The sequence below is a fragment of the Ensifer sp. ENS02 genome, assembly GCF_014851885.1.
Taxonomy (GTDB): domain Bacteria; phylum Pseudomonadota; class Alphaproteobacteria; order Rhizobiales; family Rhizobiaceae; genus Ensifer; species Ensifer adhaerens.
The window spans coordinates 158,721-184,603 of sequence record NZ_JACVAO010000010.1; the positions used below are offsets into that span (position 1 = coordinate 158,721).

At 64.1% G+C, this 25,883-nt stretch carries 18 protein-coding genes; 11 read left to right on the top strand and 7 right to left on the bottom strand.

Annotated features, from left to right (window positions below):
- The first annotated feature begins 3 nt into the window (after positions 1-3).
- Together IB262_RS22245 and IB262_RS22250 are read left to right on the top strand one after the other, a co-directional pair.
- Positions 4-888, top strand: a complete 885-nt coding sequence (locus IB262_RS22245) for a 2-hydroxy-3-oxopropionate reductase (RefSeq protein WP_034799385.1) — start codon at positions 4-6, stop codon at positions 886-888.
- Between the two features lie 238 nt (positions 889-1,126).
- Entirely contained in the window at positions 1,127-2,395 is a 1,269-nt protein-coding gene (locus IB262_RS22250; RefSeq protein WP_192493783.1) for a glycerate kinase, read from the top strand.
- A gap of 42 nt (positions 2,396-2,437) precedes the next feature.
- Here the strand turns inward: IB262_RS22250 and hpaH are convergent, their stop codons facing one another.
- The 3 genes from hpaH to IB262_RS22265 form a co-directional block, all read right to left on the bottom strand.
- Complete coding sequence (hpaH, locus tag IB262_RS22255) at positions 2,438-3,241, bottom strand: 2-oxo-hept-4-ene-1,7-dioate hydratase (RefSeq protein ID WP_192493784.1); 804 nt, start codon at positions 3,239-3,241, stop codon at positions 2,438-2,440.
- Between the two features lie 72 nt (positions 3,242-3,313).
- Complete coding sequence (locus IB262_RS22260) at positions 3,314-3,928, bottom strand: LysE family translocator (RefSeq protein WP_192493785.1); 615 nt, start codon at positions 3,926-3,928, stop codon at positions 3,314-3,316.
- 207 nt (positions 3,929-4,135) lie between these two features.
- The gene (locus tag IB262_RS22265; RefSeq protein WP_127889942.1) at positions 4,136-4,795 is read right to left on the bottom strand and encodes a response regulator transcription factor; all 660 of its coding nucleotides are present in this window, start codon (positions 4,793-4,795) and stop codon (positions 4,136-4,138) included.
- A gap of 188 nt (positions 4,796-4,983) precedes the next feature.
- Between IB262_RS22265 and IB262_RS22270 the strand changes: the two genes are divergently transcribed.
- Complete coding sequence (locus tag IB262_RS22270; RefSeq protein WP_348646924.1) at positions 4,984-6,660, top strand: ATP-binding protein; 1,677 nt, start codon at positions 4,984-4,986, stop codon at positions 6,658-6,660.
- Here IB262_RS22270 and pbpC read toward each other — a convergent pair.
- The 3 genes from pbpC to IB262_RS22285 all read right to left on the bottom strand — a co-directional run bounded on the left by pbpC (position 6,650) and on the right by IB262_RS22285 (position 15,074).
- Positions 6,650-8,731: a penicillin-binding protein 1C gene (gene pbpC, locus IB262_RS22275; RefSeq protein WP_192493787.1), complete on the bottom strand. Its 2,082-nt coding sequence runs from the start codon at positions 8,729-8,731 to the stop codon at positions 6,650-6,652. The two genes, IB262_RS22270 and pbpC, sit on opposite strands and share 11 nt — an antisense overlap.
- 8 nt (positions 8,732-8,739) lie before the next feature.
- A complete protein-coding gene (locus tag IB262_RS22280; RefSeq protein ID WP_192493822.1) occupies positions 8,740-14,190 on the bottom strand; it encodes an alpha-2-macroglobulin family protein in 5,451 nt (1,816 codons plus the stop codon).
- A gap of 218 nt (positions 14,191-14,408) precedes the next feature.
- On the bottom strand, positions 14,409-15,074 hold the full coding sequence (locus tag IB262_RS22285; RefSeq protein ID WP_051659493.1) for a GntR family transcriptional regulator: 666 nt from the start codon (positions 15,072-15,074) through the stop codon (positions 14,409-14,411).
- A gap of 199 nt (positions 15,075-15,273) precedes the next feature.
- Between IB262_RS22285 and IB262_RS22290 the strand changes: the two genes are divergently transcribed.
- Together IB262_RS22290 and IB262_RS22295 are read left to right on the top strand one after the other, a co-directional pair.
- Complete coding sequence (locus IB262_RS22290) at positions 15,274-16,227, top strand: GNAT family N-acetyltransferase (RefSeq protein ID WP_318267419.1); 954 nt, start codon at positions 15,274-15,276, stop codon at positions 16,225-16,227.
- A gap of 291 nt (positions 16,228-16,518) precedes the next feature.
- Positions 16,519-17,550: a proline racemase family protein gene (locus tag IB262_RS22295; protein ID WP_060586175.1), complete on the top strand. Its 1,032-nt coding sequence runs from the start codon at positions 16,519-16,521 to the stop codon at positions 17,548-17,550.
- Between the two features lie 71 nt (positions 17,551-17,621).
- Here IB262_RS22295 and IB262_RS22300 read toward each other — a convergent pair whose 3' ends face one another.
- Positions 17,622-18,242, bottom strand: coding sequence for a cupin domain-containing protein (locus IB262_RS22300; protein WP_082566307.1), 621 nt, complete (start codon positions 18,240-18,242; stop codon positions 17,622-17,624).
- A 227-nt stretch (positions 18,243-18,469) separates the two neighbouring features.
- Here IB262_RS22300 and IB262_RS22305 point away from each other — a divergent pair, with 227 nt between their 5' ends.
- From IB262_RS22305 to IB262_RS22330, 6 genes are all read left to right on the top strand, one after another.
- Positions 18,470-20,047: an ABC transporter substrate-binding protein gene (locus IB262_RS22305; protein ID WP_090426529.1), complete on the top strand. Its 1,578-nt coding sequence runs from the start codon at positions 18,470-18,472 to the stop codon at positions 20,045-20,047.
- Between the two features lie 63 nt (positions 20,048-20,110).
- Positions 20,111-21,052, top strand: a complete 942-nt coding sequence (locus IB262_RS22310; protein ID WP_034799415.1) for an ABC transporter permease — start codon at positions 20,111-20,113, stop codon at positions 21,050-21,052.
- Positions 21,049-21,918, top strand: coding sequence for an ABC transporter permease (locus IB262_RS22315; RefSeq protein WP_034799417.1), 870 nt, complete (start codon positions 21,049-21,051; stop codon positions 21,916-21,918). The genes IB262_RS22310 and IB262_RS22315 overlap by 4 nt, the downstream gene beginning before the upstream one ends.
- 1 nt (position 21,919) lies before the next feature.
- A complete protein-coding gene (locus IB262_RS22320; protein ID WP_034799420.1) occupies positions 21,920-22,933 on the top strand; it encodes an ABC transporter ATP-binding protein in 1,014 nt (337 codons plus the stop codon).
- Positions 22,930-23,958: an oligopeptide/dipeptide ABC transporter ATP-binding protein gene (locus IB262_RS22325; protein ID WP_034799423.1), complete on the top strand. Its 1,029-nt coding sequence runs from the start codon at positions 22,930-22,932 to the stop codon at positions 23,956-23,958. Before IB262_RS22320 ends, IB262_RS22325 begins: the two co-directional genes overlap by 4 nt.
- A 10-nt stretch (positions 23,959-23,968) precedes the next feature.
- A complete protein-coding gene (locus tag IB262_RS22330; RefSeq protein ID WP_192493788.1) occupies positions 23,969-25,771 on the top strand; it encodes an aminopeptidase P family protein in 1,803 nt (600 codons plus the stop codon).
- Positions 25,772-25,883: the final 112 nt, after the last annotated feature.

A 25,883-nucleotide genomic window follows, 5' to 3' on the forward strand; every position in this document is an offset into this window, starting at 1 on the left:
ACCATGGCAACAATCGGTTTCATTGGACTGGGTATCATGGGCACGCCGATGGCGCGCCACCTGCAGGATGCCGGCCACACCATCGTCACCTCGAAGTTCGTCATCCCGCCGCGCCAAGAGCTGCTCGACAACGGCCTCAAGTTCGTCGACTCGCCGAAGGCGTTGGCCGAAACCGTCGACACCATCATCCTGATGCTGCCGGATACCCCTGAGGTCAAGGATGTTCTCTTCGGCGAAAACGGCGTCGCCTACGGTCTTTCCAAGGGCAAGCTCGTCATCGACATGAGCTCGATCTCGCCGATCGAGACGAAGGAATTCGCCAAGAAAGTTCGCGAGACCGGTGCCGAATACATCGACGCCCCGGTTTCCGGCGGCGAAGTCGGCGCCAAGAATGCTTCGCTCTCGATCATGGCGGGCGGCGCCCAGGAGAGCTTCGACCGCGCCCTGCCGCTCTTGAAGTTGATGGGCAAGAACATCACGCTCGTCGGTGATTGCGGCGACGGCCAGGTCACCAAGGTCGCCAACCAGATCATCGTTGCGCTGACGATCGAAGCGGTCTCGGAAGCGCTTGTCTTCGCCTCCAAGGCGGGTGCTGATCCGGCGCGCGTCCGCGAAGCGCTGATGGGCGGCTTTGCCTCCTCGCGCATTCTCGAAGTTCACGGCGAGCGCATGATCAAGCGCACCTTCGATCCGGGCTTCCGCATCTCGCTGCACCAGAAGGACCTCAACCTGGCTCTCCAGGGTGCCAAGTCGCTCGGCATCTCGCTGCCGAACACGGCGGCAACGCAGGAACTCTTCAACAACTGCGCAGCCAACGGCGACAGCGGCCTAGACCACTCCGGCCTCGTCCGGGCGCTGGAGCGCATGGCGAACCACCAGGTTGCCTAAGCAATTCCAGGGAACGTGCGAAGCGGTTTTCCGTCAGGAATTGCGCCGCTTTGAAAAGATCAGGCGACGACCTTAAATGCGCATGACTCGTCCGGCGTCCCATTGTGCCGGACCGGTCATGCGTCCGGGCGGCGGTTGGAGGAACCGCCGCCCGAGACTTTCATGCAGTTCCAACCGCGATTTGCGCTGGGATGACATATAAGGATGGAGCGACGCGACATCCTCCAGGGGGAGACCAATGCCAACCATCACCGATCCACGCCGTTTCCTCGAAGCGCTGTTCACCTCGGCCGTTGCCGCGGCTGATCCGGAGAAAGTGATCGCGGCCAACCTGCCGGCGCGACCGAAGGGGCGGACGGTGGTGGTTGGGGCCGGCAAGGGTGCGGCCCAGATGGCAGCCGCCTTCGAACGCCATTGGGATGGTCCGCTCTCGGGCGTGATCGTCACCCGCTATGGCTATGCTGCCCCATGCGAGACGGTCGAGGTGCTGGAAGCGTCGCACCCCCTGCCTGATGAAAACGGTTTGCTGGCCTCGAAGCGCTTGCTCGCCGAAGTCGGCGGCCTGACGGCGGACGATCTTGTCGTCGCGCTCGTCTGCGGCGGTGGCTCGGCGCTTTTGCCCTCGCCACCACCCGGCTTGACGCTGGAAGACGAGATCGCCGTCAACCGGGCGTTGCTTGCCTCCGGCGCGCCGATCAGCGCCATGAATGCCGTGCGCAAGCACGTCTCGATGATCAAGGGCGGTCGGCTGGCTGCCGCGGCCTATCCGGCCAAGGTCGTTTCGCTGATCGTTTCCGATATTCCGGGCGACGATCCGGCGCTGGTCGCCTCCGGCCCGACACTGGCGGACGCCAGCACGCGCGAGGATGCGCTGACGCTGATCGAGCGCTACAGTCTGAACCTGCCGGCAAAGGTTATGGCGTGGATCAATAGCCCGGAAAGCGCCGCGCCATCTCCTGATGACCCGCGTTTTGCCCGTAACGAAGTCCGGCTGATCGCATCCGCATCCGTCTCGCTCGAGGCCGCGGCTGCAGAGGCGCGTGCCGCCGGCATCGACGCGATCATTCTTTCCGATGCGATCGAGGGCGAGGCGCGCGACGTTGGCGGTGTGCATGCGGCGATCGCCCGGGAAGTCGTCGGCCGCGGTCGACCGTTCACCAAACCGGTCGTCGTTCTCTCGGGCGGCGAGACGACCGTCACCATCCGCGGCAAGGGCAAGGGCGGACGCAACAGCGAATTCCTGCTGGCGCTGGCGCTCGGCATCGACGGTGCCAAAGGGGTCTCGGCGCTGGCCGCAGACACCGACGGCATCGACGGCTCCGAGGACAACGCCGGCGCTTTCGCCGACGATACCACCATCGCCCGTCTCGCGGCGCAACGGCTGGATGCCGCGGCATTCCTGCAGAAGAACGACAGCTGGTCGGCGTTCGATGCGCTCGGCGATCTCTTCAAGCCCGGCCCGACCGGCACCAACGTCAACGATTTCCGCGCCATCCTGGTGCAGTGATATCCGCGCGGCGGGTGTGTAGCTTGCCTGTCGTTATACACTTCACGCGAAGTGGCAACTGACCGAGCCGTAAGCGCCGAAATCGGCGACGATCGTGTCGCCGTTCCTGGCTTCGAGCGTGCGGATGAAAGAGCCTGAGAGAACGATCTGGCCGGGCTCGATCGCGTCGCCGCATTGCGCGAGACGATTGGCGAGCCAGGCGATGCCGCGCGCCGGATGGTTGAGCACACCGGCCGCAAGCCCCGTTTCCTCGATCACCGCATTGCGCGAGACGATCGCCCCCATCCAGCGCATGTCGACCGTATCGGGGCGCACGGCGCGGCCGCCGAGGATGAGGCCGCCATTGGCGGCATTGTCGGCGATCGCATCGACGAGGATGCGCGCCTTCTTTGTTTTCGGATCCGTGCGGACGATCCGGCTGTCGAGAATTTCCAGCGCCGGCATGACATAATCCGTGGCGTTCAGGACCTGGACGATGTTGACCCGCGGGCCTTTGAGCCCGGTTTTCATGATGAACGCGATCTCCGCTTCGACCCGTGGCTGGATGAAGCGATCGGGGGGTATGCTTGCGCCGTCGTCGAACAGCATGTTGTCGAAGAGCACGCCGGAATCGGGCGTGTCGATGCCGAGCGCCTGCTGCATGGCATTGGACGTCAGCCCGATCTTCCAGCCGATGATGCGGTGGCCGTCGTCGCGTTTGCGCCGGACCAGAGCCGCCTGGATCGCATAGGCGTCGTCGACCGTCATTTCGGGATGCTTGAGCGACAGGAGCCCGATCTGTTTTCGATCGCGTTCGGCCTGATGCAGGCTTTCGGCGGCCTTGGCGATCTCGGTTGCATTCAGCATGGCGCCCCCCGACTTCAGCGCCCTTAAGGATACACCAAGGTCGGACCCGGCGCGCGCACCGTCTTTGGGCGATCAGATCGGCTGACTTGCCAGCATCAGGCCGAGGCCGATGAGGATCGAACCGCAGGTGCGCGGAACAAGATTGCCGGCGCCACCAACCAGCCGACCGAGGGTGAAGGAGGCGAGGAAGACGGCCGCGATATCGGCGACCGACAGGGCAAGGTTCACCAGCAGGCCGAACATCAGGAACTGCAGCGACATCGGCATCGCCACGGCCGGATCCACGAACTGCGGCAGGAAGGTCACGAAGAACAAGGCGGTCTTGGGATTGAGGACCTCCACCACGATGCTGTCGCGCAGGACGCCGGGTTTCGCAGCCTCGGCGTGGGCGGCATGTTTGCCGACCCCGAGCAGCATGGTCGCGCCGAGCCAGACCAGATAGACGGCGCCGGCAAGCTTGATCGCCCCATAGAGAAGCGGTGCATGGTGAAGCAGGGCGGCAAGCCCGAGCGCCGCGGCGGCGATGTGGACGTAGCAGCCGATATGAATGCCGAGCGCCGCCAGGAGGCCGGCCTTGCGGCCATGCGCCAACGTCTGCGCCGTCATATAGAGAATGGCAGGACCCGGCATGAAGGCGAAAATCGCCGTTGCCAGTGCGAACGAAATCCAATGCTCCAGCGACGGCATGGGGGCTCCTCCCGAAATAGCCGGAACGCCCCGGGCCGACGTCTTGGCGTCGAACCATCTCGGTGGCGCGATAGAGCGGGAGAACTACGCTTGGTTGTATCCGATTGACATACGGCAGGTGCCGTATTTCGGCGTTGTGGCAGGATCGCCTGTTTTGCCGTGGTTAAGGGAAGGTGATTTCCGGAAAGACCGGCGAGGACTGCGATATCAACCGATCGGCAGGCCGATGCGCAGCGCATAGGCCGCGATCTCTGCCGTGTTGTGCAGACTGAGCTTGCGCATCAGGTTCTCGCGATGCTTGCGGGCCGTGAGCGGGCTGATACCGAGGCGATCGGCGGTCTCGCGCGCGGTCAGCCCCTGGGCGGCGAGAGAGAGGATCTGCATTTCGCGGCGGGTGAGGGGGATGGGGGAGAGCGCCGTATCGGTTGTCGGCGGCGGCTGGTGGCTGCGGGGTTCGTCGATGGCGAAACGAACCGATTGGCTGAGATAAATTTCGTTTCGCAGCATTGCGTCGAGTGCTGCATTCAGTTCGGCCGGGTCGCCGGTCTTCGTCAGGTAACCGCTGGCCCCGGCGGCGATCACGGCCCGCACGGTTCGCGGCTCGATGTTTGCGGTCAGCGCCAGGATCTTCATGCGCGGCGCGACCGCCCGGAGTTCGTTGATGAACTGCACGCCGGCAACCCCCGGCATGCCGAGGTCGAGGATCACCAGATCAGGACTGCTGGCGCGAACGATGGTCGTCAGCGTCTCGCCGTCGGCCGCTTCCGCAACCACCGATACGTGGTCCATGGTGGAGAGCAGCAGCTTCAGGCCCTCGCGAACGATGGCGTGATCGTCTGCCACCACGATCGTCAGCAGTTTGCGCATGTAAGCAATCCTTCATCGAAATCGGCAATTCTCCGCGGACATGGCGTTGCATCGAGACAGGAGCGGCAATGGAGACTCGCGAACACCTGCAACCTCTCCTGATAGGCTTATTATTTCGTCAATCTTACGCGGTGCTTTTTGCCAATTTCGCAATTCCACTGCCGGTTGCTTATGTCCTGCGCGATCTTGTGTCGTGGGATCTGCTGTTTTCATGGGGTGCCGCACTCTATCTGCTGACGTTCGCCCGCATTCTTCTCGACTGGCGATATCGGCGTCAGACCGATGAAGGGCGGACGCGGGACTGGCGGCGATGGGCCTGGCGCTTCACGCTGCTTTCGTGGGTTTCCAGCGGTCTCTGGGGCGCGCTTGGCTGGTTCGCCTTCCATCCGGACGAGCCGCAGACGCTTGCCTTCGTCTGCATCGTGATCACAGGCATTGCCAGCGGTGCGGTGCCGTCGCTGTCTGCCTTTCCGCTCGCCTATGCCGGCTCGCTGGTTGCGATCCTCCTGCCCTTCGCGATCCGCTGCTTCCTCGGCGAAGGGCCGATCTACGACACCTATCTGATTTTCACCATCTGCCTCTTCGGCGTCGACCTCTACTACAGCCGCGTCACCCACAGGACGCTTGCCGAAACGGTGCGGCTGCGTTTCGAGAATCTGTCGCTGATCACGAGCCTTGAGGCAGAGCGCGACAAGGCGCAGAGCGCCGATCGCTCCAAGTCGCGGTTCCTCGCTGCCGCAAGCCACGACCTGCGTCAGCCGATCCACGCCCTCAGCCTTTTCACCTCGACGCTCGCAGCACTCGGTCGCAACGGTGACGTTCCGGCCAAGAACGCCCGCGACCTCGCCGATCGCGCGCGCTCGGTTATCGGCAATCTCGGCGGTCTGCTCGACGCGTTACTCGACATTTCCAAGCTTGACGCGGGAATCGTGACCGTCGCGCGAGAACCGGTGTCCCTACGGCGACTGTTCCACGACCTCAAGGCGGAGTTCTCCGGCATTGCGAAGGACCATGGCCTCGGATGGCGCGTGGTGATGACGGATGTCTGGGTCGATACCGACCCGATGATGCTGAAGCGTGTCCTCGACAACCTTCTTTCCAATGCCTTCCGCTACACGCGGACCGGCACGGTGCTGATCGGTTGCCGACGCCGCGGTGCTGCGCTGGAGGTGCAGGTCTGGGACACCGGTGTCGGCATCCCGGCGTCCGAACAGGACGCAATCTTCGAGGAGTTCGTGCAACTGCAAAATCCTGCACGCAACCGGGCGCAGGGGCTCGGGCTCGGCCTTGCCATCGTGCAGCGTACCGCCGCTCTGCTCGGCCACCCGGTCAAGGTAGTCTCGACGGAGGGTCGCGGTTCGATGTTTTCCATCACTTTGCCGGTGGTCGCGCCGCCTTCGCTGGCAAAGCCCGGACGCGCCCATCCGGCCGCTGCGACGCAGCATGGGGGCATCGTCGTCATCGACGACGAGCGCGACGCGCTGGATGCGACGGCGCTGTTGCTCCGCACGCTCGGCTATGCGGTCTATGCCGGGCGTTCGGCTGCCGGGGCCCGAAAGGAGCTTGCGAAGGCTGCGCGCCTGGGAGAGGTGCCGGTCGATCTTGTCATCACCGACTACCGTCTCGAGGCCGGCAAGACCGGGATCGGTGCGATCCGGGAGATCAGGGCCTATCTCGGGCGGGAGGTGCCGGCGCTGATCCTTTCCGGCGATACGTCGCCGACACGGCTGAAGGAAGTGACCGCAAGCGGCCACCGTCTTCTCCACAAGCCGCTCGATGCGGTGCGGTTGGAGGAGGAGATCGAAGCGCTCCTCGCCGAGCGGGCTGAAGACGCGGCACGCGAGATCCGCACTGTTACTCGATGAAGACGCGCACGCTGGCGGCGCGGCCGACGGAATCGATTACCGTCAGCGTCGAATAGCCGGCACCATCCGGTTGCCACTGCGTGACCCGCCGGCGGGTGAGCTCCGGCAGCGGCTTGCCATTGGCAAGCCAGCGGAACGGCGCGCGTCCGCCTTGGAGCTTGAGTGTCAGCGGCGAAAGCGCCTGATGGTTCGCACTGAGCTCGACGCGTGCGCCCTCGGGCGGAAACACGATCTGCGGCGCCGGCTCGCGGGCCGAAGCGTTGACGAGGCCGCTTGCCGTCAGCGAGAAGCGGCGCTGGCTGATCGGCAGTTCGGCTTGAGAAATGCGGATCGCGCCGGCCGGCGCATCGGGCAGCGGCGTGATGCCGAAGCCGGATTTGGCGAAGCCTTCGAAGAGAATGGGGGCGGCGCTGCCATAGCCGGTGAGACCGGGAACCGCGCCATTGTCGGGCCGTCCGACCCAGACCCCGAGGACATGGCGGCCGTCATAGCCGACCGACCAGGCATCACGGTAGCCATAGCTGGTGCCGGTCTTATAGGCGATGCCGCGCTGGCGACTGCCAGCGGGCGGCAACACGTCGGAGAGCGCGTCGGAGACATTCCAGACGGCGACCGGCGAAAGCACCGGTTCCGCTTCGATCAGGCCCGCCTTGCCCTCAACGCCGTCGCCGAGCCGGAGCGGGAAGCCGCGATTGGCAAGCGCCGCATAGAGCTGCACGAGATCGCGCAGGGAAAGTCCGACGCCGCCAAGACCGATCGCAAGGCCGGGTGCTTCGCCGGCAGGAAGTGCCGGCTTCACCTCGCCGCGGCGAAAGCGCATCATCAGCTCGGCCGGGCCGACCGCGTCGAGCAGGCGGATCGCCGGAACGTTCAGAGACAATTGCAGCGCCTCGCGTACGCTGACATCGCCCCGGTAGCTCATGTCGAAGTTGCGTGGGCGGTAGCCGAAGAAGTCCGCCGGCCGGTCCTCGATGATCGTTTCCTGGCTGACGAGTCCTTCTTCGAAGGCAAGGCCATAGATGAAGGGCTTGAGGGTGGAGCCCGGCGAACGCGTGATGCGCGTCATGTCGATCCAGCCGGAGCGGCTCGCATCGAAATAGTCGGCCGATCCGACCGAAGCGACGATCTCTCCGGTCTTCGCATCGGCCATCACCATGGCGACCGAAACCTTCGGTCCGAGCTTGGCTGCCCCTTCCTTTGCCACGGCTTCGAGGCTGCGCTGGACGGCAAGGCGCAAGCTCGTCTCATGCCGAACCGCCTTCGGATCTTTGCGCAACGCCCGTTCGGCGAGGTGCGCGGCATAGGCCGGGAGTTGCAGCCGGCGCGACGGAACGGACGTGGCGATCGCGCGTTCCGCTTCGCCGTCGCCAATCACGTCAGCAACGGCGAGACGCGTCAGCACCCGTTCGCGGGCGGCGACAGCGGCGGCATGGTTGCGGTCCGGGCGGCGCTTCTCCGGCAGTTGCGGTAGTGCCACGAGCAGGGCCGCTTCGCCGGCCGTCAGCCGTTTCGGCTCCTTGCCTAGCCACGAGAGGCTCGCGGCGCGCACACCCTCGATATTGCCGCCATAAGGCGCATGGGTGAGATAGAGATTGAGGATCTGGTCCTTCGATAGCCGTCGCTCGATCTGGATCGCGCGGGCGATTTGCAACAGCTTGGCGGTTATCGAGCGCTGCTGCCGCGGCTCGATCAGCCGGGCGACCTGCATGGAAAGCGTGGAGGCGCCCGAGACGATGCGGCCATTGCTGACGAATTGAAGCGCGGCGCGGCCAAGCGCCAGGATATCGACGCCGGAATGCTCCTCAAAACGCTGGTCTTCGTAGGCGATCAGCATCTTCAGGAACTGCGGATCGACATCGTCGACCGTGGTCCTCAGTCGCCAGAGGCCATCCGGCGTTGCGAAAGCGCGCAAGAGCTGTCCGTTGGCGTCGTCCACCTCGCGCGAGACGACGTCCGCCTCCGCAAGCGGCGGCGGGAAGGCCTCGTCAGCCTTTTCGATCGCAAAGCCCGTCAGCCCCGTCACCAGCAGGCAGACGGGCAAGGCGATCAGCAGTTTGCGCCCAATCGACATGATCTTGCCTATTGCGCGGCCAGCACCTCCATGCGCCCGGTGGCGGTGCGGGCCGAAAGCTGCGGCCGGTACATGTCCTCGACAGTTGCGGCCGGATGGTCATACGTGCCCGGCGTTACCGCGCGCACGACATAGGCCAGCGTGACCTCGCGGCCGGCGCCGATGTTGCGGTCGAGTGCTGCGACGAAGCGGTCGTTGCGGAACTCCGTATGGGTCGCGGTGATTTCGCCGAGCCACTCGAAATTGCTGAGCTGGGCACTGTCGACGAGGCTCGGATTGTCGATCTGGAAACCGGCCGGCAGCAGGTCGGTGACCAGCACGCGCGACGGCCAGTCGTTGGCCTCCGTGACTTTCAGCACGACGACGTAGCGTTCGTTCTGCCGCGCTTCCATGACGTTCGCCTCGGCTCCGTCGAGCGTGTAGTAGGTGCGCTCGATGGTGAAGCCGTCGCCGCCGGCCGAAAGCGGCTGGGCGGGGGCGGCGACCGTGGTGACCACGGCCGAAACCGGATCGGCACCCTGGTTGCGGATCACCACCGGGTGGGTGATGAGCGCGTCGCCGGTCATCTGGGCGGCATAGCTGCCGGACTTCGATGCGCCGTTGACGTCGAGCGCCATGTCCTCGTCGCCATTCTGGATGGCGCGGGCGGCAAGCAGCATCCAGGCCTGTTCCTGGGTGCTGGTATAGGTCTTCTGTTCCCATTCGCGGGCGACCATTTTCGATAGCTCTGGAACGATCGGCGGGACCGGTCGGCTTTCGGCCGCAAGCGCCAGCACCGCCGCGCCGTCACGCAGCGACGAGCCGTAGTCGGAGCGCGACAGGCTGACATTGACGAGGCCCGTCGACATGTTCGCCGCGTTGGCAAACGTGTCCTGCGCCCCTTGAGCATCGCCATACAGCGAAAGCGCTGCGGCGATATGAGCCTTGGCGAGCGGCGTCGGGAAATCGTTGATCAGCGTGTTTGCGTAATAACGCAGGTCGTTGATCGCCGCCTTGCGATTGCGGGCAAGCACGTAGAGCGCATAGGCGATCTCGTTGCCGCGATCCTTGGCGTTGGTGTCGTAGCTGACGCCGTTCTGCAGGTTTTCCAGCGCCTGAACCATTGCGGCCTCGGGCACGTCATATTTCTGCTCGCGGGCGCGGGTCAGGAAGTCGGTGACATAGGCATCGAGCCAGAGGTCGCCGTAGCCCGGCCCCCAAAGCCCGAAGCTGCCCGACGAGGACTGGTTGGAGAGCACGCGGTAGATCGCTTCCTGCACCCGTTTCGTCACGCCCTCGTCATCGGCAAGGCCGGACTGCTTGGCGAGTTCGCTCAGGTAGAGCAGCGGCAGCGCGCGGCTGGTCGTTTGCTCCGTGCAGCCATAGGGATAGCGATCGAGGGTCATCAGCAGTGCCGGCATATCGAAGGCGGCAGAGCGGGTGACGCTGAGGTTGACGGAAGCGCCCTGCAGGATGCTGTCGGCGAGCAACTGCCCGTCGACCGTCAGGCTGCTTCCTGGCGCGATCGAAACCACTTGTCGCTGTGTCACCGGCAGGGTTGCCGGACGCACGAGCAGGTCGAGCGACTGCTCGAGCGAAAGGCCGTTGGCGCCGGTCAGCGCCACGGTGACGACGCCGTTGCCGGGATATTGCCCGACGACCGGCAAGGTGATGGAGGAGCGACCGCCCTGGTCCAGGGTGACCGTGCTGCCCGTCCCCGGTTGCTCGACCGTGGCTTGGCCACTGGTCGTCACATGGATCTGGTAATCGCCGGCCGGTGCGTCGGTATTGGCGATATCGAGCCTCAGGTCCGACCGGTCTCCGGGCGCCAGGAACCGCGGCAGGCTGGCGGTAGCGACGACGGGGTCGCGGATCACCACGTCGCGCGTGGCGTGGCCGACACCGGATTTCGTCCAGGCAACGGCCATCAGTCGCGCCGTTCCGTTGAACTGCGGGATGTCGAAGCTGACGGTTGCCTTGCCGTCGCCGTCGAGCTGTACCGGTCCTTCGAAGAAGGCGACCAGCTTTTCCGTGGGCGGGCTGCCCTGAAGCGCGACCTGGCCGCCATCGCCGCCGGTGCGCAGTTTTCCGGTCGCGCCGAGCGAGCCGTCGATCAGGCGCCCGTAAAGGTCGCGGATTTCAAGGCCGAGCTGTCTCTGACCGAAATACCAGGCTTCCGGGTTCGGCGGCTCGTAGCGGGTGAGATTGAGAATGCCGACATCGACGGCGGCGATCGTCACATAGGCTTCCTCATTGGCACCGGCACCGGCGACCTGGAGGCTGATGTCGAGCGGCTGGCGCGGCTCCATCTTTTCGGGCGCGTTAAGCGTGACGGCGAGCTTGCGCTCGGCCGGATCGACGGTGAGCCATTTGATGCCGATGGCGCGCATCGGCATGCGGCTTTCCTGGGCATCGCCCGGCCGGTAGAGCGTGGCGGTGACATAGGCGCCGGCGCCCCAGGCGTCGGTGACCGGCAATTCGACTTCGCCGCCTTCAGCCGCAATCGATACCGTCTCGGTCGTGATCAGGTTCTCTGTGCCGACGGTGACCAGCAGTTCGCCCGCAAAACGCGGCGAGACCTTCAGCTTGGCCGTGTCGCCGACCGCATACTTCTCCTTGTCGAGCGCGATCTCAAGGCCGTCAGGCGTTTCCGTCGAGGTGGCCGCGACATACCAGCCGGCGTCGAATTCGACGCTCGAAGTCGGGCCATCGACCGCGGCCGTCTCGACTTCCAGGCGATAGCGGCCCCAGCCGACGGGCACGGAGATATCGCCGCCGTCTTCCGTCAGGTCGACGCTGCCGTTGGCCACCTGTTTGGTGGTAACGACGGGCTCGTATTTCCAGGCGCTGCCGTCGCGATACCAGTGATAGTTCCGTTCGACGCTGATCAGCTTCCAGAGGAGCCCCTGCATGGCGATCTTGCTGCCGGCCGGATCGACGGCGATGACGCGGAACTTGCCGACGGAGTTTTCGGCGAGCTCACCCTCGAATTCCGGCTTGATGCCGAGCATCGGGCCCTCGGCGCGCACCGGCAGTTTTAGCGAGCGCTCGACGGCGCGGCCGCCGGCTTCACGCATGCGAACGGTCACGGTGGCATTTAGCAGCTGCGTGGTCGAGGGCACTTCGTCGATGAGGACGTCGAAGCTGGATTTGCCTTCTTCGTCGAGCGACGAAAGCTCTTCGAGCGGCAGGCGCGTGTCTTCGCTCGCCTCTTCGTCGGCAAGACCGAAGGAATAGCCCTTGAAGGCGGCGTTTTCGCGCGTCGGCTTGATCGTCACTTCGCCTTCAAGTTCGAGGCCGGCAGCCGGTGCGCCATAGAGATAGCGCCCGTCGACTGCCACGCTTGCCGTCTCACCGACGGCGATTTCCTTGGCGTCGCTGGTGAGATCGAATTCGGTGCGATCCGGCACGAAGTCATCGATCAGGAACTGCTTCTCGCCGATCGCAGGCGACTTCGGGTCAGTGAAGATCTGCATCGTCCAGGTGCCGCGCATGGCGTTTGCCTGGGTGTCGAGGTCGAGCGTATGGCCGCCGAGCTTGCCGCCGGCACTGGTCATGCGGCGATATTCGACACCATCCGGGCGGAGGAAGACGAAGGTCAGCGGCAGGTTCTCGATCGCCATGCCGTCAACGTCACGGGCAAGCGCTGCCGCATGCACGGTTTCGCCGGCACGATAGATGCCGCGCTCGGTCCAGGCGAGAATGTCGATGGCGCCAGGAGCCGCGCGCCCGGTGACGCCACGGTCCGAAAGGTCGAAGCCGGCGCGGCTCATGTCGAGGAAGACATAGTCGTCCTCGCCCTTCTTGGCGGTGATGACGGCGGGCGTGAGCCCGGCCGTGCCGCGGATCAGGCCAGCAGTGAAGGTCACGCGGCCGTCATCATCGCTCACCGCCGTGCCGAGGATCTCGTTGTTTTTGGCGACGAGCTGCAGTTCGACGCCTTCGATCGACTCGGCAGTCGCAAGCGAGCGCACGAAGACGTTCAGCCCGTCTGTGCCGGCATAGGTGGAGATGCCGATATCGGAAACGACGAACCATTGCGTCGCGCGCGCATCCCATTCCTGGCTGATACCGGTGGTCGGTGCGGCGGTGAGGACGTAGACGCCGGGCTTGCGTTGAGGCAGTGCCTCGTCGACCGGGAAGCTTGTGACGACCTCTTTGTTGACGTCGCGCTCGATGTCGATCGAGCCCTGCCAGACGAGTTCGCCGATCTCATCCTCGATGCGCTGGGCGCTGTAGCCGTCGAGCTGGGTCAGGAACTGCGAGCTCTGCAGCACCTGGGCGATGCTGCGATCGCCGACGCGGTAGAGTTTCAGCTTGGCGCTGTCGGTGTTGACGGAAACGAGCGGGATGCCGCGGCGCGCGGTCGACGGCAGCACGAAGCTGTCGCCGGTGAAGCGCACCATTTGGGCGCGGTCCGCGACATAGATATCGAGGGTGACGGGCGCTTCGAGCATTTCGTCGACGGTGGACGGCAGGCCGGCGCGAAGGGTCAGCTTGTAGCGCTCGCCATGCGATAGGCCTTCGATGCAGATCTGGTCGCCCTTCGCCTCAAGCGCCTTTGGCGCAGCACCATTGACGGTGACGAAGGAGGCGTAGTCGGCGCCGCTCTTCAAAAGCTGCTCGGAGAACTGCACGCAGGCGCGCGGCGTCGCAGCGTCGGAATCGATCGTATGTTCGACGACGCGGAAGCCCTTGCGCTGCTTGAGGTCGAGATAGGCTGCCTCGACCGATTTTGCCTTCACCAGTTCCAGGCTCGCCTTGTAGGCGTTCAGTGCGGCGCGGAAATTCTCGGCGCCTTCCAGCGATTTGGCCATGACGGCAAGCGCATGCGCCCGGCTCTCGGTGGTGCGGGTCAGCTCGTAGCCGTTGATCGCGGCGATCGCCGCCTGGATCGATACGCTTGAATTGTTGGTGATGCGGTTCGCGGTTCGCGCCGCCTCCAGCCAGAGTTCGGCGTCATCAGGATTGATCGCCAACGCGCCCTGGAAGGCCTTCAGCGCATTTTCGATATTGCCCATGCCGGCCTGGCCGCGTGCCATGTCGATGAGCGTATTGACGCCCATGCCCTGCTGATCGTCGGCAAGGGTAAGATTGGCCTTGGTGTTGCGGGCGTCCTGCAGCAACTGATCCGACAGGAATTTCAGGCGCGGCGGCGCCCCGATGTCGGCTTGTGTGACCTGCGGCTGCACGACCTTGCCGGCGATGGCGCCGGGGAAGGTGTTGAGCTGGTTATAGTCGGACTTGAGGAAGCACCACTTCACCTTGGGATTGTAGGTGAAGGCGCGGCAGGCCTGGTCCGCGATGCATGTCTGCTGGCATTCGTCGAGCGAGACGTTCTGTTCGGTCCTGAGGTCGAAACCGAAATAATCGCCGTCCTGAGTGATCTCGATCTGCCGTCCACTCTCCTGGGCAACGGCGGGGATGCCGGCGGTCAAAAGCGACAGGAAGAGGGTGGAAAGGCCGAAAAACGCGCGCACAGACATCAAGTCCTCCCAACGCTGCCGGTCTCGATAGAGGCTTCACTTTTCAGGCTTCCGCCCCGCTTGTCAACCGGAGAGCAGTCGACGTGCGGCGCAATTTCAGCGGGAGCACTGCTGTGAAGGATCGAGCATCGATCCGGAATGAAACACGATAAAACGATATGTAAATCAAACTATTATGACGGTCGGCCAAAGCCGCGGGAGAAACCGCGCCGCTAGCCTCTTTGTTCTCTCAGGAAGACGGTCAGCGAGCGACCGGCATCGAGGATATGATCGCGCGTCAAGGCGCTGGCCCGCTCGGCGTCGCGCGCCACACAGGCATCCAGGATCGCCTTGTGTTCGCGGCGCGCACGCGCGACGCCCGAGGTTAGCGTCAGCTGCGCCCGCAGGTAACGGTCGATGCGATCGAGAGAGGCGCGAACGATCTGCAGGTAATAGGGGCGACGTGCTGCCTCGTAGAGGCTGTAGTGGAAGTTGCGGTTGATTTCGCCCCAGCGGTCGGAATTTTCCTCCTGCTCGAATTCCTCGCAATGCTGGCGTGCAAGGTCCAGCGTACGGCGGTCGAGACTGGGTACGGCAAGCCGAATGACCTCAGCCTCGATCAGTGCGCGGAACTCGAAAATCTCCTCGATTTCCTCAATCGAGAGGCCGGCGACAACGGCGCCCTTATAGCGCTCGGTGGTAATCAGCCCATGCTGCTCCAGCCGCGAAAGCGCCTCGCGCACCGGAATGCGGCTGGTGTTGAACATCTGGGCGATGTGGTCCTGGCGCAGGTTCTCGCCTTCGGCAAGGTCGCCTTCGATGATCGCCTTGCGCAAGGCCTCATAGACGATATCGGCCGCTGAGGCGGCTTGCCTGACATCGACGGCGTCGAGTTTCATCCTGTTCAAACCCCGCTGGCCAAGCCTCTCGGCACGGCGAATTCGGAAGCGTTTTCGCGCTGTTGGTCAACGGTCATAGGTCCAATCCGGGCGCCGGGCAACAGAGCTTTGGAAAGTAGGCGCGACGATCTCGTCGCCGGAGCCGGAAATCGTCTGACGGAGGAAAGGTCTCTGATGAAGCGGAGCGGCAGAGCGTGATATGGTCGAGCCTGCGAAGCCAGCCTTGTCTTGGAAACCTCTCGTGGTGTTACCAATGCCGCTCGTTTACAGGCCCGCTCAAGCCGACGAATTGGCTGCGACCGATGCACTGGTCGTCTCAAGCATCAACGATCTTACCATTCGGCACGGCTTCGGCCCGATGGCGGCGACAAGCCCTCCCAATTTTCAGCTTTTTTGCCTTAGGGACGATCCGGACGGCCTCTGGGTGGCCGAAGAGGGCGGGGGCATCGTCGGATGCGCCTGGAGTTGGACTTGCGGGGATCTCTGGTTTCTCGCCCAGTTGTTCGTCGATCCCGCTCAACAGGGCCGGGGCATCGGAAATTCGCTGCTGGAACGAACTCTGGAACATGCGCGCAAGTCAGGCGCAGCCCACAAGGCGCTGATCACCTTCACCTTCAATCGGGTGTCGCAGGGGCTCTACATGCGACACGGCTTCTTTCCGCGCACGCCGATCTATTTTTTCGATGCCAGGCGGGAGGCAGTGCGGATGTTGCCGGAGGCGGTCCTGCGCGCCGTGCCGATCGAACCCGATGCAGCGACCATGGAGACGCTGGCGACGGTCGATCGCTGCGCCATCGGCGTATCGCGGGACAAGCACCATCGCTACCTGCTTGGCGATCTGGCAACCCGAGGGTTTCTGTTTTACGCCGGCAGCGATCCTGCCGGATACGGCTATATCGGCGCCAACGGGCACATCGGCCCACTCGCCGTCCTGTGGCCCGACAATGTTCAAGATGCCTTCGCGGCCGCGTTGCGATTGGCCGCCGCGGGCACGTCTGAGAGGATTTCGGCCTTCTTGCCCGGGGCATGCGACGGCGCTTTGAGCCTTGCGGTCAATCAGGGGATGCGGATCACGTTTCCAATGCTGCTGATGGCGTCTCCCGGTTATGGCGACTGGACGCGCTATCTGCCCCGCAATCCGGGGTTCATGTGAGGCCTTGAGGTGTGCTCGAGGCGCTTCCATGTCGCTGATCGAACTCAAAGCGCAGCTATTTCGACGTCGCTGCCGACAAGCCGGTCGGCGGACTGTCACGGCGTACGTTTGCAGGCCTCTGGCCGGATTTGGATTATGAGTATTTTCAGATTGTATATTGGATCCAATTTTTCTAAGAGTCGTTTCGTCGACGGGCGACGCCATCGCGTCACCCGGTGAAATGGGGGAGCGGCCGCAAGTGAAGGGCGCGCCCGGGTGGCGTCCGTCCACCGTCACGGAAGGAGAAAGCGCATGCGCAGCAACAAGGTCGTTCATATCGTTTCCTGCCACGCGGAAGGGGAAGTCGGCGACGTCATCGTCGGCGGCGTCGCGCCGCCGCCTGGAAACACGCTCTGGGAACAGCGCCGCTTCATCGCCGAAGACCAGACGCTGCGCAATTTCGTGCTCAACGAGCCGCGCGGTGGCGTCTTCCGCCACATCAATCTGCTTGTGCCGCCGAAGGACCCGCGCGCGACCATGGGCTTCATCATCATGGAGCCCGAAGATACGCCGCCGATGTCCGGTTCGAATTCGATCTGCGTCTCCACCGTTCTGCTCGACAGCGGCATCGTACCGATGCAGGAGCCGGAAACGCGCATGGTGCTGGAAGCGCCCGGTGGACTGGTCAACGTCGTTGCCGAATGCCGCAACGGCAAGGCCGAGCGCATCACCGTCACCAACGTGCCGTCCTTTGCCGACAAGCTCGACGCCAAGCTCGAAGTCGAGGGTCTGGGCACGCTGACGGTCGATACCGCCTATGGCGGCGACAGCTTCGTCATCACCGACGCTCGCGCTCTTGGTTTCTCGGTGACGCCAGACGAGGCGCGCGAGCTTGCCGAAACCGGTATCAAGATCACCCGCGCGGCCAACGAACAGCTCGGCTTCACCCATCCGGAAAATCCGGAATGGGATCATATCTCCTTCTGCCAGCTGACGATGCCGGTCGAAGAAAAGGACGGCATTCTGCATGGCCGCAACACCGTGGTCATCCAGCCGGCCAAGCTCGACCGCTCGCCGACCGGCACCGGCTGCTCGGCGCGCATGGCGGTGCTGCACGCGCGTGGGCTGATGAAGGTCGGCCAGCGCTTCAGCGGCCACTCGATCATCGATTCGACCTTCAATTGCCGCATCGTCGGCGAAACGACGGTCGGCGGACGCCCGGCGATCGTGCCTGAGATCTCCGGACGCGCCTGGATCACCGGCACGCACCAGGTGATGCTCGACCCGGCCGATCCGTGGCCGGCCGGCTATCGCCTTGCCGACACCTGGCCGCGCAAGCAGTAAGGTCTGCCTTTGCGGGCCGCCTCGTTGCGGCCCGTACCTTTCGGCCCAGGCCTTTGGATTGTTCTGCCGGTTCAGTCTTCCTTGATGATCCGGGTGGTGCCGACCCAGAGTTCGCGGGCCGGTCCCGCGCCGACATTGCGGGCGCGGTGCGGCAGCGAGGCGGGGAAGTGCAGCGTGTCGCCGGCCTTCAGCAGATAGTCCTTGCCATCGATCTGGTAGAGCATCTCGCCCTCGATCAGGTAAAGGAAGTCCTCGCCCTCGTGGCTGGTCAGTTCCGACGCATAGCCCGGCGGCATATGGGTGATGCAGCCGTTGAGCGCCGCGCCCGGAAAGCCGCGTTCGATCAGTTCGTAGACGCGCTCCTTGGTCTCGACATTGTAGCCGGGGCGTTCCCCTGCGTGCGAGACCATCGAATGCGAATGCTGCGGCGGCTGCGACAGGAAGGTGTCGACGCTGGTGCCGAGCGCATTGGCGACGTTGTACAGCGAGATTAGCGACGGGGTGGAAATGCCGCGCTCGATCTGGCTGATGAAGCCTTCCGTCAGCCCCGCCTCGCGCGCCACGTCCTTCATGGTCTTGCCGATTTCCTTGCGGCGGGCTCTGAGCATTTGCCCGAGCGAGGCGGGTGTCGAGGCTTCGGGGAGGGAGGCGCCTTCATGGGCTCCGGGCGCCTCTTCGATCTTCAGTGGCATGACTTTCTTTCCGCTTGACTCACGTCTATCGATGTACTTTAGTCCAGCTAAAGTTGGTTCGGCAAGCCGATCAGATCGTATGCCAGCCTTCTTGAAAAGGGGAACTACAAGAACGTCTTCGCGGCAATCCGTCGGCGGCAAAAAACACTAAGAAAAATTGGATCCAATATCCAATAAGCGTGTTCAGCGCGCGATCGATGTCGGCTGCAGTCAAAAGGAGGAGTGAGATGAAACCTATATTGCCTATTCTGCTCGGCACGACGCTGGGTCTGCTTGCGGCCACCTCGGCGTTTGCGATCGAACGCGGTGGCGCGATGACATTCGCCCGCTACGACGACTCGACCGTCATCGATCCCGTTTACGCCGACCGCAATCCCGATCTCTGGATGGTGAACGGTCTCTACGAAACGCTGCTCCGCAACGGTCCTGATGGTTCGATCGTGCCGGGTCTCGCCGAGGCTCACGAGGTTTCGGCAGATGGCAAGACCATCACCCTGACGCTTCGAAGCGGCCTCAAGTTTTCCGACGGCTCCGACCTTACCGGCGCCGACGTCGTCTTCTCGCTGGATCGGGCACGCAATGCCGAACTCGGCCCCTGGGCGGGGCTGCTCGGCGCAGTCGAAGCGGTCACGGCCGATGGCAACAAGATCACTGTGTCGCTGAAAAATCCCGACCCGACGATCATCTCGATCCTTGCAACTTTCAACACCGGCATCATGCCAAAGGCAGCCTTCGAAAAGGCGGCCGGCGCGACCGACCAGGAAAAGGCGCGCGCCTTCTTCTCGGCTGGTCCGGTGACATCGGGGCCCTTCGTCATGAAGAGCCATGTGCAGGGCTCGAGCATGAGCTTCGAACGCAACCCGAACTACTGGCGCCAGGGCGAAGACGGCAAGCCGCTGCCCTATCTCGACCGGGTGGAATTCCTCGTCATTCCAGATGACGCGACCCGCATCCTCAAGCTTCAGGCCGGCGAAGTCGACGCCGCCGAGTTCATTCCGTTTGCCCGTGTCGGCGAGCTCGGCGCCGATCCGAACCTCAAGATGGAGCTCTTCCCCTCGACCCGCATCGTCTACGCGCCGATCAATACGCGCGAGGCAAAGAAGGACGGCGCGAAGAACCCGCTTGCCGACGTCAAGGTGCGCCAGGCGCTGAACTATGCGACCGACAAGAGCGTGCTGATCAAGCTCGTGACCTTCGATACCGGCAAGCCGATGACCTCGCTGATGTCGGCTGCGACGCAGCTGCATTACGGTCCGGCGCCGCTTTACCCCTACGATCCGGAAAAGGCCAAGCAGTTGCTGTCGGAAGCCGGCCTCAGCGGCGGCTTCGAGGTTAAGCTCACCACGCTTGCCGGCAGTGCCGACGACGCAACATTGTTTACCGCACTTCAGCAGATGTGGGCGCCACTCGGCGTCAACCTCAAGGTCGAGCAGGTCGACAACCCGACCCGCGGCGAGAAGAACCGGTCCGGCGATTTCGACATCCACTCCTATGGCTGGGCGAACGACGTCAACGACCCGGCGCAGGTGACCGGCTGGCTCGGCTATTACAAGCAGCGTCAGGCCGTCGGCACCGGCTGGAACAACCAGGAATTCAACACGCTGTTCGAGGCCTCCAACGTCGAGACCGATCCGGCCAAGCGCAAGGACGAATACAAGCGCATGCAGGAGATCTACGCGGCCGAGGCACCGTTGCTCTTCCTGTTCGAAACGCCGTTTGCCGTCGCCGTCTCGAAATCGATCGAAGGCTACGTCCAGACGCCGCTCGGCGCCAATGACTTCTCTGAAGCCTGGCGCGCCGACTGATAGCGGAAGGATCTGCGAAAGCCGGGCGGCAAGCCGCCCGGTTCTCCGTTGAAGGTTGGAACCATGCCCTCACTTTCCTATCTCGTTGCACGGCTGCTGCAGATCATCCCGACGTTCCTGTTGGTGATGATCTTCATCTTCCTGCTCGTGCGCCTTTTGCCGGGAGATCCGGCCATCGCCATGGCCGAGGCCAAGGCGACCGATGCGCAGCTTGAACAGATCCGGCACAATCTCGGTCTCGATGAGCCGTTGCCGGTGCAGTTCCTCGTCTTCGTCAAGAACACGCTGGCCGGCGATCTCGGCCGCTCGATCATGTTGAAGGCGCCGGTGACCGAGGTCATTCTCAGCCGGTTGCCGACGACGATCTTCCTGGCGCTCTATGCGGTCGTGCTTGCTGTGTTCCTCGCCGGGCCGCTCGCCTTCCTCGCGGCAGCGCGCGTCAACAGCCCTGTCGATGTTGCCATCCGCAGCGTCTTTCAGGTCGGTCTTTCCATGCCCGTCTTTTACATCGGGCTCCTGCTGCTCACCGTGCTTGCGGCGCAGTTGCGCTGGTTTCCGGTCGGCGGCTACGGCAAGACCTTTTTCGCCAATCTCTATCACCTGATCCTGCCCGCGCTCAGCGTCGCGCTCTATACGTCGGCGATCATCCTGCGCAATCTGCGCGCCTCGCTGATCGAGGTGCTCGACGCCGACTATGTGCAGTTCGCGCGGGCCAAGGGGCTTTCGCCGCGTATCATCATGACCCGGCACGTGTTGCGCAATGCGCTCGTTTCGACGGTCACTCTGCTGGGGTTGTCGATCGGCAACCTGATGAGCGGCACGCTGGTGACCGAGACGGTTTTTGCCATTCCTGGTGTCGGCCGGCTGATGCTGGAGGCGATTTTTGCCCGCGACTATCCGCTGATCCAGGGCCTGACGCTCACCTTCGCCGTGCTCGTCTCCGTCGTCTTCCTCTTGACGGATGTCGTGCAATCCTGGCTCGATCCGAGGCTTCGCCAATCATGACGGTCCTGACTCTCACCCATTCGCGGACGCGGGGACGGCTCGCCGCCTTTCTGGCACGCGCCTTCGCCCGTCCTTCTTTCGTGATCGGCATTGTCATTCTCGGCCTGTCGCTGGCGCTTGCGGTGTTCCCTCAGCTCTTTGCTCCTTACGACCCGCTTGCCTTCGACCTTCAGGCGATCCAGCAGGGGCCGAGCCTTGCGCATCCCTTCGGCACCGACAATTTCGGCCGCGATGTGCTCTCGCGCGTCATCTGGGCCTATCGCGTCGACATGCAGATGGCCTTCTTCGCGACGATCTTCGCGCTTTTAATCGGCCTCACCGTTGGCGCCTTCGTCGGTTACTACGGCGGCATTGCCGACGTGATCTTCGGCCGTTGCGTCGACGCGATCATCACCTTTCCCTTCCTGGTGCTGGTGATCGCGATCGTCGCGGTGCTGGGGCCTGGCCTCGTCAACATGTATGTGGCGATCACCGCGGTGAACTGGGTCTATTACGCCCGGCTGACGCGCGCCGAAATCATGGCGCAGAAGGCCAACGACTATGCCGCCGCCGGCCGGGTTCTCGGCTACTCCGATCGCCGCATCATCTTCCGCCATCTGCTGCCGAACGCGATCTCGCCGATCCTCGTCTACTGGATGACCGATATGGCGCTCGCGATCCTGCTCGGCTCGTCGCTCGGCTATCTCGGCCTCGGCGCACAGCCGCCGGCTGCCGAATGGGGCGTCTTGATCGCCGAGGGCCGCAACTTCCTGATGACGGCCTGGTGGATGAGCCTGATGCCCGGCATCGCCATCGTTCTGACCGGGCTCGGCTTCAGCCTCGTCGGCGACGCGCTGGCCGATCTGCTTCGGCCGAAGGGGCGCTGAGATGAAAAGCACAGAAAAACCGGTCGTGCTCGACGTCAGGCACCTTCGAACCGAGTTCGGCCCGCAAGATCGCCCACTGGTCGCGGTGGACGACGTCTCGTTCCAGGTGGGGCAGGGCGAGATCCTTGGGCTGGTCGGCGAATCCGGCTCGGGCAAGAGCATCACGCTGCGCTCGATCCTCGGCATCATCCGGCCGCGCGGCCGGGTCGCCGGCGAAATCCTCTGGAACGGCCGCGACCTCGTTCCGCTCGACGAGGCGCGTCTCCGGCGCATCCGCGGCCGCGAGATCGCGATGATCTTCCAGGAGCCGATGTCGTCGCTCAATCCACTGCTGACGGTCGGCCTGCAGATCCAGGAAAACCTCGTGGCGCATACGAACCTCGACGCAAAAGCGCGGAAGGCACGCGCGATCGAACTGCTCGATCTCGTCGGCATCCCCGGCGCCCGCAATCGTCTCGACGATTTCCCGCACGAGTTCTCCGGCGGTATGCGCCAGCGGGTGATGATCGCCATTGCGCTTGCCTCCAATCCGAAGCTGCTGTTGGCCGACGAGCCGACGACGGCGCTCGATGTCACCATCCAGGACCAGATCCTCAGGCTCATCCAGTCGCTGAGCCGCGATCTCGGCATGGCGGTGATCCTCGTCACCCATGACATGGGTGTCGTCGCCGAGACCTGCGATCGCGTGGCCGTCATGTATGGTGGCAGGCTTTGCGAAGTCGGTACGACGACGGATGTGATCGCCGACGCGCGCCATCCCTATTCCTTGGGGTTGTTGCGCTCGATCCCGCGCGACGTTGCGCCGCGAACGCCGCTCTATTCGATCCCCGGCGCGCCGCCGGCGTTGAACGCGCTTCCAGGCGGCTGCGCCTTCAGCGCCCGCTGCCCGGTCGCAGGACGCGAATGTCCTGACATTCGGCCAGCGCTCGAAGCGATCGGTTCGTCGCGGCTCGTTGCCTGCCATCATCTTGAAGATGCCCAAGCGCATTTCGGACCGCGGGAGGCGGCGCAATGATCATGCCCACTTCAGCAAGCACAACGCCTTTGCTTTCGCTGCGTGCGCTGTCGATCCAGTTCGAGAAACGGCGCTCGCTTTCCGACACGCTCGCCCGCCGCCCGCAGCAGGTCGTCTCGGCGGTCAACGGCATCGACCTAGAAGTGATGCCCGGCGAGACGCTCGGGATCGTCGGCGAATCCGGCTGCGGCAAGTCCACGCTTGCGCGCCTGATCGCCGGCCTGCACCGGCCGACATCAGGCGATATCTTGTTCGAGGGCGAGAGCGTCGTCGGCCTCAAGGGGGCACGGCGGCGCGCCTATAACCGGCGCGTCCAGATGATGTTTCAGGACCCCTATACCTCGCTTAACCCCCGCATGACCGTGCGCGATACCTTGCGAGAGGCGATCACGGTGCATCGCATGCGCGATGGAGCGGCGATCGATCGTCGCGTCGACGAGCTGCTGGATCTGGTGCGGCTGCCCGAAGGGGCCGCGGATAAGTTCCCGCACGAGTTCTCCGGCGGCCAGCGCCAGCGCATCGGCATTGCGCGGGCGCTGTCGCTGGAACCGACTTGCCTGGTCGCCGACGAACTCGTTTCCGCGCTCGACGTTTCGGTGCAGGCGCAGGTCGTCAATCTCCTGATCGAGCTTCAGGACGAGTTGGGGCTGACAGTGCTGTTCGTTGCCCACGACCTTCGTCTCGTACGCCATGTCTCGCACCGCGTCGCCGTCATCTATCTCGGCGCCATCGTCGAAATCGGCCCGTCGGAGGCGCTGTTTTCGAAGCCGATGCATCCCTATTCCAAGGGACTGCTTGCTGCCGCACCGTCGCTTGACCCGGGCGCCAGGCGTCGCACGCCGGCACTGTCGGGTGAGCTGCCGAGCCCGCTCGCCATCCCGCCCGGCTGCCCCTTCCACGTGCGCTGCCCGCACGCGACCGAACGCTGCCGCCGCGAAAAGCCGGCGTTGCGCCCGGTCGGATCGGGCATGACCGCCTGCCATTTCGCCGAGACGATCGGCGGCGCCTCAAACTCCACTCGATAGGAAAGACATCATGGATACGAGAGCAAGGCCGGATATCTCCGGCCGCATCGGCGCGCTGCGGCGCAAACTTGCGGAAGCGGGGCTCGACGGCTACGTCGTGCCGCGCTTCGACGAACATCAGGGCGAATACTGCGCGCCACACGACCATCGACTGGCCTTTGTCACCGGCTTCACTGGCTCGGCCGGCGTGGCGATCGTCATGCGCGACCGCGCCGCAATCTTCGTCGATGGTCGCTATCAGGTGCAGGTGCGCGACGAAGTGGATCTCGGCACCTTCGCGATCGAACACTTCTATGATGCACCGCTCAAGGATTGGCTGAAGAACAATCTGCGCAACGGCGAACGCGTCGGCTTCAATGCGATGCTGCTGCCGTCCACCTGGGATGCGGATTGCAGCCGCTCGGTCGAGCTGGCGGGTGGCGTCTGGACGCCTGTCGACGGGGATCTTGTCGACGCGATCTGGACCGACCAGCCGGAAAAACCGCTCGGCAAGATTACCGCCTTCCCGGTCGCCAATGCCGGCGAAAGTGTTGGAGAGAAGAGGCGCCGCATCGCCGCCATGCTGGCGGAGCAGGGGGCCGATCTTTTGATCGAGGCGCAGCCGGACAATATCGCGTGGTTCCTCAATGTCCGCGGCCGCGACGTCGCCTTCAACCCGATGCCGCAGTCCTTCCTGATCTTCGACCGCGCCGGGCAAACGGAATGGCTGGTCGATCATCGCAAGCTTCCGAACGACCTCTCGGACTTCGAGCTTGACGATGTTGCCATTGCCGAGCCTGGCAAGTTGCTCGACCGCGTCAGGGCGATGGCGGCCGGACGCACGGCGCTGATCGATCCCGGATTTGCCCCGTCGGCCACGGCCCATGCCACACGCGCCGCAGGCGGCACCGTGCAGCTCGCGAAGAGCCCGATCACGCTCGCCAAGATGCACAAGAACACGACCGAGCTCTCGGGCTTCCGCGATTGTCACCGTCTGGACGGCGCCGCCTGGGTTCGCTTCTTTGCCTGGCTCGAGCGGCACGCCGCCGAACGGGAGGCGAGCGGCAAACCGGTGACCGAACTGGAAGCGGAAGAGCGTATCCTCGCCTATCGCCAGATGGCCGAAAGTTTCGTCGAGCCGAGCTTCCGCTCGATTTCGGCAGCCGGCGGTCATGCCGCCATGTGTCACTACGCAGCCACCGAGGCGAGCAACGGGCTGATCCGCAAGGACGGTGTCTATCTGCTCGATTCTGGCGGGCAGTATCTGACCGGCACCACCGATGCCACGCGCACGACGGCGATCGGTCCGGTCAGCGACGAGATCCGGCGGGCCTACACGGCCGTCCTTAAGGGGTTGATCTCCATGGCATCGCTGAAATTCCCCAGGGGAAGTTTCGGCCACCAGCTCGACGCTTTTGCCCGCCGCCCGCTCTGGGATCTTGGTCTCGACTATGACCACGGCACCGGCCATGGGGTCGGTCACTTTCTCTCGGTCCACGAACAGCCGCAGCGCTTCGATCGCCGCGTCAACGAGATCGAGCTGAAGCCGGGCATGGTGACGACGATCGAGCCGGGCTACTACAAGGCCGGCGCCTACGGCATCCGCATCGAAAACCAGGTGGAGGTGGTCGACGACGGCGACGGTTTCCTGAGCTTCCGCAGCCTGACGCTGGTGCCGATCGATCTGCGGCTGGCCGATTTCGGCTTGCTGACGGCGGCCGAGCGGACCTGGATCGATGCCTATCACCGTCGCGTCGCGCAGGAACTGGACGGCTTGCTTGAACCGGAGACGGTGGGCTGGCTTTCCGACCGAGCGGCTCCGATCAGCGCGTGATAGCGCCTCGTCCGCTTCTTCACGCCGATTGATATGACGACAGTGGAGCGGCGGGCCGGTTGGTCCGCCGTTGTCATTTTTGGCGATCGGCTCCCCGGCCGCGATCAGGTCG